The 13371-nt window shown below is 50.2% G+C and carries 14 protein-coding genes; 7 read left to right on the top strand and 7 right to left on the bottom strand.

Going from position 1 to position 13371, the window contains the following annotated elements; translation table 11 throughout:
* Positions 1-643: 643 nt before the first annotated feature.
* The gene (locus ACKQAD_RS00005; protein WP_409158246.1) at positions 644-874 is read right to left on the bottom strand and encodes a DNA polymerase III subunit theta; all 231 of its coding nucleotides are present in this window, start codon (positions 872-874) and stop codon (positions 644-646) included.
* Between the two features lie 370 nt (positions 875-1244).
* Here ACKQAD_RS00005 and ftnA point away from each other — a divergent pair, with 370 nt between their 5' ends.
* From ftnA to ACKQAD_RS00025, 4 genes are all read left to right on the top strand, one after another.
* Positions 1245-1751 carry a non-heme ferritin gene (gene ftnA / locus ACKQAD_RS00010; RefSeq protein ID WP_015840082.1) on the top strand — a complete coding sequence of 169 codons (507 nt, stop codon included), beginning with the start codon at positions 1245-1247 and terminating at the stop codon, positions 1749-1751.
* 282 nt (positions 1752-2033) lie between these two features.
* Positions 2034-2390 (top strand): YebY family protein, encoded by a 357-nt coding sequence (locus ACKQAD_RS00015; RefSeq protein WP_409158247.1) that lies wholly within the window; start codon positions 2034-2036, stop codon positions 2388-2390.
* A gap of 554 nt (positions 2391-2944) precedes the next feature.
* A complete protein-coding gene (gene cspG / locus ACKQAD_RS00020) occupies positions 2945-3157 on the top strand; it encodes a cold shock protein CspG (RefSeq protein WP_010275831.1) in 213 nt (70 codons plus the stop codon).
* Between the two features lie 356 nt (positions 3158-3513).
* A complete protein-coding gene (locus tag ACKQAD_RS00025; RefSeq protein WP_409158248.1) occupies positions 3514-3663 on the top strand; it encodes a hypothetical protein in 150 nt (49 codons plus the stop codon).
* A 42-nt stretch (positions 3664-3705) separates the two neighbouring features.
* On the opposite strand, the gene ACKQAD_RS00030 is transcribed toward ACKQAD_RS00025, so the two are convergent.
* Both ACKQAD_RS00030 and ACKQAD_RS00035 read right to left on the bottom strand, forming a co-directional pair.
* A complete protein-coding gene (locus tag ACKQAD_RS00030) occupies positions 3706-4188 on the bottom strand; it encodes a cupin domain-containing protein (RefSeq protein WP_409158249.1) in 483 nt (160 codons plus the stop codon).
* A 265-nt stretch (positions 4189-4453) separates the two neighbouring features.
* Positions 4454-4681 (bottom strand): YdgH/BhsA/McbA-like domain containing protein, encoded by a 228-nt coding sequence (locus ACKQAD_RS00035; RefSeq protein ID WP_263059482.1) that lies wholly within the window; start codon positions 4679-4681, stop codon positions 4454-4456.
* Positions 4682-4885: 204 nt separating this feature from the next.
* On the opposite strand from ACKQAD_RS00035, the gene ACKQAD_RS00040 reads away from it, so the two are divergent.
* Together ACKQAD_RS00040 and ACKQAD_RS00045 are read left to right on the top strand one after the other, a co-directional pair.
* Entirely contained in the window at positions 4886-5953 is a 1068-nt protein-coding gene (locus tag ACKQAD_RS00040; protein ID WP_409158250.1) for a malate/lactate/ureidoglycolate dehydrogenase, read from the top strand.
* A 39-nt stretch (positions 5954-5992) separates the two neighbouring features.
* A complete protein-coding gene (locus tag ACKQAD_RS00045; RefSeq protein ID WP_409158251.1) occupies positions 5993-6688 on the top strand; it encodes an extensin-like domain-containing protein in 696 nt (231 codons plus the stop codon).
* Between the two features lie 19 nt (positions 6689-6707).
* Here ACKQAD_RS00045 and ACKQAD_RS00050 read toward each other — a convergent pair whose 3' ends face one another.
* From ACKQAD_RS00050 to yebS, 4 genes are all read right to left on the bottom strand, one after another.
* Complete coding sequence (locus ACKQAD_RS00050) at positions 6708-6899, bottom strand: YdfD/YebW family protein (RefSeq protein WP_015840090.1); 192 nt, start codon at positions 6897-6899, stop codon at positions 6708-6710.
* Between the two features lie 123 nt (positions 6900-7022).
* Positions 7023-8477, bottom strand: coding sequence for a 16S rRNA (cytosine(1407)-C(5))-methyltransferase RsmF (gene rsmF, locus ACKQAD_RS00055; RefSeq protein ID WP_409158252.1), 1455 nt, complete (start codon positions 8475-8477; stop codon positions 7023-7025).
* Between the two features lie 123 nt (positions 8478-8600).
* The gene (locus ACKQAD_RS00060; RefSeq protein WP_409158253.1) at positions 8601-11243 is read right to left on the bottom strand and encodes a PqiB family protein; all 2643 of its coding nucleotides are present in this window, start codon (positions 11241-11243) and stop codon (positions 8601-8603) included.
* 2 nt (positions 11244-11245) lie between these two features.
* Positions 11246-12526: a membrane integrity lipid transport subunit YebS gene (gene yebS, locus ACKQAD_RS00065; RefSeq protein ID WP_409158254.1), complete on the bottom strand. Its 1281-nt coding sequence runs from the start codon at positions 12524-12526 to the stop codon at positions 11246-11248.
* Between the two features lie 292 nt (positions 12527-12818).
* Between yebS and ACKQAD_RS00070 the strand changes: the two genes are divergently transcribed.
* Positions 12819-13325, top strand: coding sequence for a free L-methionine (R)-S-oxide reductase MsrC (locus tag ACKQAD_RS00070; RefSeq protein ID WP_409158255.1), 507 nt, complete (start codon positions 12819-12821; stop codon positions 13323-13325).
* Positions 13326-13371 lie beyond the last annotated feature (46 nt).

Raw genomic sequence — 13371 nt, forward strand, 5'->3', positions numbered from 1 at the left:
GTTGGAGTGAACATATCAAAAACAGGCAATTACACAATTTAAATTACAGTCTCACACAATTTAAATTACAGTCTCCATTTCGGGTTTACCCGATTGGCATGATGCATGACTTCGGTTACCAAAACTGAGGTTATCAATTACCTAGGTAATATCAGCCTGCGTTTTTTTCGCTTTTTTGTCAGCCCGCTTTTCAGCGGCCCTTCTCAGCGGTTTCTTCTTGCTGTTCTTTTTGCTATCCAGTCCTTTACTCATATCTTGCCTCGTTTGATAAAAGGTTAGGTTGCCGCTCCATTAACCTCCTATGCGGGTCGATATGCAAGTAGAAAAGGGATTTTAATAATGGTCGCCATTTTGCCAGTTATCTGGGATTAGTGCCCGGTGAGCCTGGGCTCTGGTAAACCAGAGAACGGATTATATTGCCAAGTAATAGTCTGATTCATAAGAAGTCCAAAGCGTTGATGTACTGACAGGTAGAACCGACTCTCTGTAAACCTGGCGAATAGCTCGGCCATAGCAGGCCCTTGCGATAATGAGGCCAGAGAGTACGGATGTTCATCAGGGCTCACGCAGCCGGATATATGTGTGTGACTACTTTGTCAGAAAAAGATCTGCCTGTGCTTGCTCTGGGTTGGTGTCCATATAGCTATTTAGCCTTGGGTTCGTAGGGTAAACGCGAGAACTGGAGTGAGCGCTGGCGATAAAACATCACACGTTCACGAAAGTAGTTGCGCAGGTGCTCGGGCAGTTCTCTCTCAACGGCCTCTGGAATGACCGGCATATTGTAACGTTCTTTGAAGGCAACGCCTGATGCCGCCAAATCGACGTTAACTTTATCCATATCCTCTTTGGACAATTCTGCCAGATTATATCCCATACCGCTTTCTCCTGCCGAGTGATCACACACTGATGTACGCCACGGTAAAGTAGCGGCGGGAAAATGGCAAGCCTTCGCCTTATCATGTGGATGTTTATTATTCTCATTATGAAATGGGAATCATTTTTAATACGGGGAGTTCATAACTGATATAAATCTTGGTTGTTATTTTTGATAATAAAAATGATTCTCAATAATATGTTTTTATAATATACAAGTGATAATAACTATCAATAACAACTTTATATATGGTTGTTTTGGTTGGTTATTTTATTAATTCAATTGCAATGTTAATAAACTGTTTTTTATTTTATTTTTTCAGGCATAATGCCCTGAATAATTTCACCTGCCGGGAAAATAGGGAGTTAATATGTTAAAAAAAGAAATGATTCAGAAGCTGAATGAACAACTTAATCTGGAGTTTTATTCCGCGAATTTGTATCTGCAGATGAGTGCATGGTGCGGTGATAAAGGCTTTGAAGGCGCATCCAGTTTCCTGAAAACGCATTCTCAGGAAGAAATGCAACATATGCAGCGTCTGTTTGACTATCTGGACGACACGGGAAGCCTGCCTGTATTGGGCGCGATTGCCGCACCGCCGATTGATTTCGATTCACTGGCTGATGTCTTCAAGCTGACCTACGAACACGAACAGCTGATTACGGCAAAAATTAATGAGCTGGCACATGCTGCGATGGCGCTGCAGGATTACTCAACATTTAACTTCCTGCAATGGTACGTTGCTGAACAGCATGAAGAAGAGAAACTTTTCCGTTCCATTCTGGACAAACTGGCTCTGGTCAAAGCCAGCGAAGGCGGCCTGTTCTTTATCGATCAGGACCTGAAAAAAATGTCTGCGGCAGCACCGTCAGCCTAACGACAAGCGACACTTCTGTCGGCTAACGATGATGTGAATGATGCGGGATTATTGGTCTATTTATCCCGCCATTTTCCTCTCCCGAACGACCTTTCTGCCGGGACTCGGCTGCCAATGTTATTCCTGACGTCGCACTCGACTTCCTCTCCCTCTACCGCTATGATCGCCTCAGTAGTGATATACAACGTTCTGTTTTATAAGGTTTGTGCCGTATTTCTCTGATTTGGATAAGGCTGCAAAACTTATACACATCTTGTCTGAACGCGCCATGTAGGGAATACCATGATGAAGAAATTCTTGCTATCTATCGTGCTTACCTCACTTTCTGTGAATGCTTTTGCTGCCGCGAAACTGGCAAATATCAGTCGGTTGGAATACGGCGATCGTTGGGCTTTCACTCGTGAAGAAGTTCAACTGATTTGCCGCCCTGGCAATGCGCTGTACGCCTTACATACCGGGACGCTGATGCAATATCCGCTAAACGATATTGCTATTGCGCAGATGAAGTCTGGGCAGGTGAGTGCACAGCCGATAGACGCTATCTGGCTGGACGATCCTAAACATCCCGGCCAGAAGAAAAGTCTTCAGCCATTTATCGAGCGTGCAGAACAACTGTGTCAGCCAGATGCGACACCATGAAGTCATTGATTTGCCTATTGATGTTAACTAGTTACTTCTTAATGGTTAAAATAAAGTGTGAAATCTGTTCCATTTGTAATAATTGCGAGCGGATTGAGGCTGGAAAACGTGGGGGAGTTGGCTAAGCTTAAATCTACAGGGCTAGTACAGCTTGTATAAATGCCAACTTTTAGCGCACGGCTCTTCCAAGAGCCATTTCCCTAGACCGGGCACAGGAATCGTGTTCGGTCTTTTTTTGATTAGAGGCTTCAATGAATGAAAAACTGCATTTAATCTGCTATCTTCTTGATTTATCTTTTTCAGTAACGGGTGGATGTAGTCTCGGATAAGGCCTTTAACAATTAAAAAATAAATACCTTGCTAAAGATATTTATACATGCGTTAATGAGTTGTCGGTTTGATTCGCAGACCTAAAAGCAGTTTAGTAAAGCAGTTCTCATTTTCAAGTGTTATCCATAGATATCCCTTCTTTTGAGCCTCCTTCTCGTTGCTAATTAAATTCTGTGCACAGGCCCTATTTGCCGGAAGGCGCTATACAAATTAAGGTAATTTCTATGTCTAATAAAATGACTGGTTTAGTAAAATGGTTTGACGCGGGAAAAGGTTTTGGTTTCATTACCCCTGACAATGGCAGCAAAGATGTATTCGTACATTTCTCTGCGATTCAGAGCAACGATTTCAAAACGTTGGACGAAGGCCAAAAGGTTGAGTTCACTATTGAAAATGGCCAGAAAGGCCCAGCAGCTGGCAACGTTGTTGCATTATAAAAATGCTGCGTTGTAGTACTATAAAAATTAAAGTGATACTTTTCTTGCGATAGCGATGATGGTTTAAACCGGAGCAGTCAAGAACAGTAATAAAGAACCCTTGGCGTTACGCTGGGGGTTTTTTGTTTAAATCTCATATTACTCTTCAGCAGATTTTATTTTCAGAACTTATCGGGAAATATGTCTTGCTTCGTAGCACCTACAGATATTCACCCTCATTGGCTATTTTATAGAGAACGAAAATAATTGTTCTTTCTTATATAAAAATACCTTTTATCACAACTGAATCGGTAGATTCATGTCCCGTTTGTAGCGATCATCGACTAAATTAATAGAACACGACGTGATGGGAGGAAATGATGGCGGAGAAAAATGCGAGTACTAACCACAGGGATGAAAACGATCATCCGGCAGAAGACGCACCGAAAGATCGAGGGGAGATTCCTCGCAAACGTGATGACAGTAAGGACGATGTTGAAGATCCGTTTGATGCGCATGAGGAGTAATAGATTGGCGACAGGTGCCTGTCGCCAATGTACTGCGGAGCATTAGTGCGTTTTGGCCGTCGCGGTGCTCGATGCGTCGGGGGTAAAATAATCGCTATCATCCACAATCGGAATATAAATTCTGACCCACTCGCTGCCTTCAACCATCTCCCAGCTATGTCCTTCCCCCTGCGTATCGGCGGCAATCAAAACCGTTCCGGGAGAGAGCAGAAAAGTAGAACCATCACTGACCCGAAATTTCAACGTACCCTTCAGCGTGATGACATATTGCTTGCGTGGGGCTGGGTGGACGTTCATCTCCCAGGCTTCAGTGGCGTTACTGAGCCAAAATTTCTGTGCGGTGATTTTTTCCAGCGCTGGCACGCTGCCTGTTACGAAGGCCGAGTGATTGTCGGGTGTATTGATCAGTTTGATGGCCGGTATCCGTGTTTCCTCTGCGTGAGGTGAGGGAGGCGTTGCGGAATAAGCAGTAACGGAAACCCATAATCCGGTAAGCGCCAGAAGAAATCGCGATGTCTTTTTCATTTAAATAAAATCCATATTATCTATGCCCGATAAGCAGGTAACCCTTATCTATGTCTGTCGTCTCGGTGTACGTCTTGCAGCGTCGGGATAGTACTGCTGGGGGGGAGCCTTCACCAGATGGTTAAAGCAATCGCACTGATTGGTGTTGTGTTTGACTTGTTTGTATTTTGTTCACAACAGAAGGGGGCAAAATCGGCAGGTGGGCGCAAGATTGGGAGAGCGATGCGACAGAGGAGCCCTGAGGCTCCCTGACGTCTGGTACGACTTATTTATACAGAATCGCGGTACCGCGCAATTGATTGTTACCGGTAGCGGAAACGATGCGATATGACGATGCACCCGCTTTTTTGGCTTTTTGAGCAACCTGTGCTTCGAAACCGTCTAACGTTTTTGCACCGCTAACGGAAACGGTCGCGATTTCTTGTGCTGCAAAAGCGCCGAAAGACAAAGTAGAAAGTGCGATAACTGCGATAAAATTTTTGATGTTTTTCATGATTCTATTCCTTCACGTTTTATGGTGTTAATTAGGCGATTTACCTTGATGTGAGAAATCATAGCGACATGCTTTGGCAATAAACATCAGAGAGATTTGTTATTCTTTTTCAAAAATATTGTTCTTTATTGGCTGTGCCATTCATTCCCGTTCCGCAGTAGGATGAAACCTGTGAATACTCATCAGTAGATAAAGGGAAGAGATATGCAGATTTCAGTCAGCCGTCTGATGGCGACGATGCAAAGCGTATTGCAAAAAGCAGGATGTGAAGAAAATGAAGCCCGTATTGTTACCGAACACCTTGTGACCGCGAACCTGAAAGGGCATGACAGCCACGGCGTGGGGATGTTGCCACACTACGTGGAATTTATCGGGAAAGGCATCATGCACCCGAATACCCCGGCGCGTTTGCTGCGCGACAGCGGAGCGGTGCTGCAATTTACTGGCGATCGCGGCTTTGGTCAGCGTACGGGTAAAGAAGCGATGCAGGCGGCCATTGATCGGGTGAAAACGACGGGCGTGTGTTTAATGACGCTGTCGTCTACCTGTCATTTGGGACGCATCGGCACCTATGGGGAAATGGCGGCGGACGCCGGGCTCGTTTCGATACACTTTGTCAACGTTAACGATCTCGACCCGATTGTGGCACCCTGGTGTGGCAGTGAGGCCCGTTTCGGAACGAACCCTATCTGCATTGCATTCCCGCCCACGGCGCATAACGCGGCCTTTGTTCTGGATTTCGCCACCAGCGTGGTTGCACTGGGTAAAACTCGCGTTGCGTATCTGGCAGGTAAAACGTTTGATGAAGAGGTTATGCTGGATTGCAACGGTGTTTCCACAAACGATCCGAAAGTGATGTGGGAAGGGGAAAAGCATGGCGCGCTGAAACCCATCGCGAAGCATAAAGGCGGCGGATTGATTTTAGCGGCTGAAATGCTGGCGGGGCTACTTTCCGGCGGTGGAACCATTCAACCGGAAAACGAACGTCAGGGGGCAATCGTAAATAATATGACGACGATTGTTATCGACCCTGCCAGCATGGTGTCTATGGCGTGGTTGCAAAAAGAATATGATGCGATGCTGGATTACGTTCGTTCTTCAACGGCTCCCGATCCGGCACAGCCTATTTTAATTGCTGGGGAACCAGAACGTATTTCTCAGGCGCAGCGCTATGCTGACGGTATTGACCTGTCCGAACAGGAATGGCAGAAAATTGTGGAAGCGGGAGTATCTCTGGAAATGGATCCGGCCGAATTTGCGTTAATGGCATAATATTACTCAGAAGAAGAAAATAACCGGGGAGCGATGCTGATGCGGGGATGGTTGATAGTTGCGGTGATACTAGGGGCGGTAGTGGCTCTGGCACCCTGGATCCAACGTCAACTTCCCCCCGGTTACGATCCCTTCTCTCCGTTATCTGTCGATGACCCGCCTACATTTATTACCCGACTGAAAATGAAATCTGTCGCCAGCGATCCTGATGCCTGTTTGGCAGTGTTAAAACAGGCGCAGGAAAACGGGCGGCTACGCTTCTCCGAGGTCAATGATATCAGCGGGCAATGTCCGGTGGCGTCGCCCGTGCGGGTGCAAGATTTTGGCGCGGTCACACTCAGTTCCAGCTTTCTGGCAAGTTGTCCATTAGCGTTGAGTAGTACGATGTTTGTGGCGCAGGTCGCTGTGCCGCAGGCGCAATCGCTTGGTACATCGCTGATGCGTATCGATCATATGGGCAGCTATGCCTGCCGCAATGTCTATCATCGGCCGGAAGGCCGTTTGAGTGAGCATGCGACGGCGGACGCGTGGGATATCGCGGCGTTTCGTCTCTCAGATGGACGGCAGATTAGCGTCCTGAACCAGTGGGCGGCAACGGACGATCGCGGCAGCTATTTGCGCACCACGTTCAGGGAAAGTTGTCGCTTTTTCGGTAACTCGCTGGGACCGGAATACAACGCCGCACACGCTAATCACTTTCACTTTGGTATGCGCGGTTTTGGTGTGTGTCGATGAGAAGAGTCAGGTGAGAAAGCTAAAAATCAGCGTACTCCTGCGCGGGGATCCAGAAGCCATCAATATACTCTTCGATAGGGAAACAGCCAGCACGACGCAGGCGCTGTTCGTCCATCGCTTGCAGACACTGCGCTTCAGTGTTGTAGGCGCCGACGACCACATCGTCACAGCCATGCCCGAGATAACAAACAAATATCACTAACGCAAACATGCCGCTCTCCAGACATTACTGATTTTCTTATCTGTCGTGATAATTGTAGATGAAAATCAGTGAGGAGAGGGGAATGGGCTGTTCATCAGGTGGTTTTATCGCCACCTGATGCAGAAATCGTATTTATTCTTTAGCAAGAGGGTGGGCGGAAGACGCGCCATCCCGAACTAAATCGCGTGGCAGGCTGTTTTTTATCCGGCTATTGAGGCGTTTGGCCAGACCCACGGGGGTGTTCTGGTAGGTTAAAATCAGCTCATCCGCAGCAGGGAGCGGTTCTGGATAACAGTCTTTGCCCTGGAACCACTCACAGGCGATGTCATCGGTCAGTGCATAGGCATTGTTTGCATTTGGATCGGCCAGCGCGACAATCGCTTCATGCTGCCAGCGAAAACCTTTAGGGAAGCGCTCGGCGAGCTTAATGCCAATACGTGAGAATTTAATATTGCCGAAAGCGGAGGTCAGCGCAGCAGGGAAAAGCCAGATCTCGCTATCACGCTGCCAGAGTTGCAGTAACGTCTCATCCCAGCGAATGCTCTGTTTGCGCGCCGCCTGTATGAGTAGCGTGCAATCTTTGGGGGCAAGCGGAGAGAACGGGAATTTTCCGACTTTGTAACCCGGACGCGGCAGCGGGGGCACGCTGGCCGTCTTCCGCAAACGGGCAACAAAGAAGCCTTCGCTGTCATAAATCTGCGGGAAGACGTGCAGGAAACCGTCTTCCGTTGTGGCACGTGCGGCATCGTCGAAGAGATCGTGTAATGATTCAAATTCACACGCATCGGGAAATTGCGCCTGGAGCCAATGACAGACCTGCTGATTTTCCTGCTTATTCAGCGTACAGGTGGAGTAAATCATTACGCCGCCGGACTTCAGGGCATGAAACGCGCTCAGAATCAGGTCGCGCTGTGTGGCGGCTATATTGGTAATGCTCTCTTGCGACCAGTGGCTCATTGCCGCTGGATCCTTACGCACCACGCCTTCACCGGAACACGGGGCATCAAGCAGTATCGCATCAAAATACTCCGGTAAGGCTGCGCCGAAAACCCGCCCGTCGAAGTGTGTCATCGCGGTATTGCTGACGCCACAGCGGCTGATGTTGGCGTGCAGCACTTTGACCCGGCTGGCCGAATACTCGTTGGCGACAATCGCCCCTTTGTTATCCAGTCGTGCTGCAATCTGTGTCGTTTTAGAACCCGGTGCGGCCGCGACGTCCAATACCGTTTCCAGCGCATCGTTACGATGGAACAATGCGCTGACGGGCAGCATTGAGCTGGCTTCCTGAATGTAAAATAGCCCGCTCAGGTGCTCCAGCGTGTTGCCTAGCCGCGTGTTTTCCTCTTCCGCATTCAACAGCCAGAAACCGTCCTGACACCAAGGGATCGGTTCAAGCTGCCAGCCATAGGGTTGCACGAGCTGAAGAAAGGCATCAACGCTGATTTTTAACGTATTGACGCGGATGCTTCGGCGCAGCGGGCGCTGGCAGGCGGCAATAAAATCTTCCATCGAAAGCGATGAAGGCATGATGTTCCGCATCATGTCGAGAAATTCAGTAGGCAGGCTGGCTGGGGTAAATTTTGCCACGGCGTGGTTCCGTACAGGTTATTCAGTAAAACGAGGGGAAGAAGCGGCGAAGTGTAGCACGGATCTTTCATGGATAGCGTGAAAACGACAGGGCGATCATCGCCGCCCTGTCAGGTATGAGCGTTAATGATGGGGAGGATTCGGAATCGCCGTACCCCATTGCCGCCACTCTTTGGGTTCCTCGTTTCGCAGCAGGAAATGTTTCCCTTCCTGCGCTTTAGGTGCGAGTGGCGTACTGGGGGGCGTGGCAAAAGCGATCCCGCCGCGGATGAATTGCTGGAAGGTTCCGCTCTTGATGACGCCGCCCGTCAGGCCAAATTCCAGATTGTAGCCAGAAGCGAGCCAGAAGACGGAATTGTCGCGCACCAGATGCTGATGGTGTTTGCTGATCCGCAGCGACACTGCGATACGATCGGAGAGCGTACCCAGCGACAACCCGGTTACCGTACCCACTTCAATACCGCGGAACAGCACGGGCGTACCGACCTGCAACGCGCCGGCTTCCGGTGCATCCACGCTGATATTCAGGCCGTCCTGATAGCGGGAATCGGAGATAGTGGCCTGTTGCAGCTCAAAATTACGTGTAACGCTGCCGTTACCCGGTTCGACGTTGATATAAGGCTGGAATAGTGTTTCCAGATGGTTCACGCCAGCGGCGGAAATTTCCGGCGTGACGACGGAAAAACGCGTTCCGGCACGGGCGAAATTACGCACATATTCAGGATAGAGCACGGCCTGCACCAGCACTTCGTTACGTTGTTCGGACAGCTTTAGCGAATCCAACTGGCCTATATCAATGCCCAGATAGCGGATCGGCATGCCCGGCGCGAGTTTACTGGCGTCGTAGGTGCGCAGAATGATGCGGCTTCCTACGGCGCGCGCCGCCGTTTCGTTGTTGTACAGGACGCGTTTGCCGCCTTTAATTTCCGGTGCGCCTTCCAGATTATCAAAACTGATAGCGCCCTTAAGCGCCCGATTCAACGGGGAAGCCTGCACGGTCAGGCCTGAGGTATTCAACTGCACTCGGGCCCCGCCTTCTGCCCAGAATACGCTGTTTTCCGTCAGCAGCTTACGGTGTTCGGGACGAATATAAACGTCAACCTCAAAGGTATCCGCCTTGGGTCGCACCCGCATGATTTCGCCTACCTGAAATTTACGGTACAGCACGATGGAGCCGTCCTGAATATCCGGCAGGCTATCGGTCACTAAGGTAAGAGTGGGAGAAGGGGTAGCACTGCGAATGCCTTCTTCGGCTTTTTCGAGATCGCTGAACAGCGGGTAACGGGCCTGCACATAGCCTGTGCTGCCCGGTAAAACCTGAATGCCGCCGCTGACCCACTCTTGCGCGCTGGCACCCAGCACTTGAATTCCATCCAGCCCCATCTTTACATTCACGCGGCTGTTCACGATGAATTTGCTGTCGCGGTGCAATAACTGGCGATATCGCGGCTCGATCACCAAAATGAAGCTGACACCTTGTTCATCCAGCGTGCGCTTCACGACCTGACCGATCTGCACACCGTGCAGTAGCACGGGTTGGCCGCTATCAATGCCATAGCTCTGTGCTGCTGTGAGCTGAATAGACAGTGCGCCGGGCTGGGTGAGCTGCAGCTGTCCACTATCCAGCACGGTAAAATGCTGGCGCGGTTCGCCTTCGCCGGGGAGTAGCGTCAGCGTCGGGCCGCTCAGCAGGCGTGACACATTCAGGTCGTTGAGTGAAAGCTGGGGTTTGCTGAGTTCGATACGTGTGCCTTCACGCATCAGCGACACGACGGAAGGATCGATAATCAGCTCCCCGCTGACCTTACCGCCGTCCGGGTTCAGCGTGATTTTATCCAACGTGCCGACTTCCAATCCTTGATACATTAGCGGAGTGCGACCTTCAGATAGGCTGTCGCCCGACGGTAAATCCAGTGTGATTTTCACCCCGCGCTGACTCTGTGCCAGATCGGGATAGAGTCGATAGGATTGCTCGGCACCGGCCTCCTCACTCTCTTCTGGTGAATCGAACGCGATCGCGCCGTTAACCAGCGCCGCCAGATTTTCCATCTCAATTTTCGCACCGCTGACGCTGATGTCCGCATTAAAGCCAGACACGTTCCAGAAGCGACTATTCTTCTTCACCAGAGGGGTAAAACGGCGCTCCACCAGCACGTCAATCGTGACACCACGGCGATCCTGAGAAACCGTATAGTCGTAGACTTTTCCCACCGGGATTTTGCGGTAGTAAACCAGCGAGCCAGTATTCAGTGAACCGAGGTCGTCCGCATGGAGATGAATCAGCAATTCTCCGGTATTCACGCGGTACTTGGGCTGTGTATCCAGCGCGGAAAAGTGCTCTTGCGGCTCGCCGGAACCGGGCATCATACCGATGTAGTTACCGCCCACCAACGCATCCAACCCTGAAACCCCGGCGAGGGAGGCTTTCGGTGTGACCAGCCAGAACTGCGTCCCGCTGCGCAACGCTTCCTTCATATCGCTTTTGATACTGGCTTCGACCTGTATGGTGCGCAGGTCGTCGCTCAACTTGATATTTTGTACCGTGCCGACTTCCACCCCCTGATAGCGCACGGGGGTTCGTCCGGCGACAATCCCGTCGGCGGAGACGAAATCAATGGTAACCGTGGTGCCGCGCTCCTGCTGATTGGTGTAAATCAGCCAGCCAGCAATCATCAGTGCAATCAGCGGCAGCAGCCAAAACGGCGACAGGCGACGCTTGCTTTTCACCGTCGCTTCGGTTGTTGTCCCGGACGTATTATCTTGCATTATTATTCCACATCAGTGTTATCCCACATCAGTCGGCTATCCAGCCATTCAACGGCAAGGATAGTGAGAATCACCGCCGCGCCAAAGTAAAAAGCAGCAGGTCCCATGGTGAAAGCGAGGAGTTGATCGCGGTTGACGAGCGACATCGTCAGAGCAATCACAAATAAATCGAGCATAGACCAGCGGCCAATCCAGCGGATAACGCGCAGCATCTTCATGCGCATCATGATATTGCCTTCTAACCTGAGATGGATGCTCACTAGCAGCCCGAACAGCACCAGCACTTTAGTAAACGGCACAAGAATACTGGCGATAAACACCACCAGCGCAACAGGAACATTGCCTGTGGCAAGCGAAAGAATGCCGGAGAAGATCGTGTCTTCCGTGCGTACGCCGTTGACATAAATAATCGATATGGGCAACAGGTTAGCGGGTAACAGTAAAATGATGGAAGCAATCAATGCTGCCCAGGATTTTTGCAGACTGTGCCGCTGGCGCAAGCGAAGCGGAATATGGCAACGGGGACAGCGTCCTCGGTTGTCAGGCGAACTGCTGAAATGGCAGGAAAGGCAGATGCGATAGCGATCCGGCGAAATCAGTGGCCTCATACGCGGGTAAAACCGCTGCCACAACTGGTCGGTATTTAAGTGAATCAGCGTCAGTAGGCTTAAGCTCATCAGCGCCAGAAAAGCGACCAGCCCGATACCCGCCTGAACATCCGCGAATTCACGCACTTTGATCGCCGCGACGGCCATACCGACCAGATAGATATCCAGCATCATCCACTCTTTCAACCGTTGCAACATGAGCAGGATGGGGCGCAGATTCATGCCGATGCGGGAAGCAAAGAACAGATATAACAGCGAAAAGACCAGCGTGAGCGGCGCGCCCACGGTACAGAACGCGACCATACTTGCTGTGAGCGGATGCCCCTGACGGGTGATTTGCCAAATGCCTTCAAACAGGCTGGCATTGATGGTGACACCGAGGAGACGAATACTGATTAACGGTTCAGTGAAGGCAAACGGCATCAGTACCAGCATGGCAACGGCCATCGCAGCAAACCGGGAAATGGGCCAGTCTCTGCCTGAACTAACTCTGGCATCGCAGCGTGGGCAGTTCGCTGTCTGGTTACGCTTCAATGGTGGCAGAGCAAAAAAGGCATCACATTCCGGGCAGCGATGATATCGATTGAGCGCGGGTACGGTACTTTTCGCTCCCTCGGTTAACGGCGGTCGGGGAGAGGGAAACGGCGCAGGGCTGGCTATATTATGTATTTTCATTTTTCCTGCGATCCGGTAGAAGGTGTTGAGTCCCGTTATATTCACGATAGATAACGTATTCACAGCTATTTAGTGTAACTGAAGGCTCAACGAATGATAAATTCATATAACGCTCTGATCTCCGCCCGCTATTATTTTTCAGGTGGAAATAGCACGATATGCGCGACAGCGGTACAGTAAAGCGAAGGATTCTTCGCGCGAAGGCGTTAATCTTATGGCATTCTGTAACCGAGGCTAATGCAGTCTGTGCGGGAATTGTTCGCATTGTTTTGAAAAGACAACGATATACGTTATGAATAAACAAGAATTTTATCAGGATCTCGTTCGCGACACGTCATCGCTTATCGCGGATGAAAACCGTTTTATTACGATCTTATCAAACAGTAGTGCGTTGCTGTTTGAGCGTTTGGATGGGGTTAACTGGGCAGGGTTTTACCTGTTGGATAACGACACGCTTTTCCTGGGACCGTTTCAGGGCAAAGTTGCCTGTGTGCGTATTCCTGTTGGCAAAGGTGTATGCGGTGCGGCGATAGCTGAAAATCGCATTCAGCGCGTGGATGATGTCCATGCGTTCCCCGGTCATATCGCCTGTGATGCCGCGAGTAACGCGGAAATCGTGCTACCGCTTGTCGTGAACGGGCAAGTGATTGGCGTTCTGGATATTGACAGTCCCCTTTATCAGCGTTTCGACGCGGATGATGAAGAAGGGCTGAAGGCCGTAGTTAGCGTACTTTGCGCTCAACTGGAAGCGAGCGATGTGATGACATTCATCAATTCTCTCACGTTGAGACAAGGTTAACGTGGCAATTGCCGATGGCGTCATTATAATGACGCCTGTTCATGCC

It is taken from the genome of Pectobacterium artocarpous, assembly GCF_046159765.1.
In the GTDB taxonomy this organism is placed as follows: domain Bacteria; phylum Pseudomonadota; class Gammaproteobacteria; order Enterobacterales; family Enterobacteriaceae; genus Pectobacterium.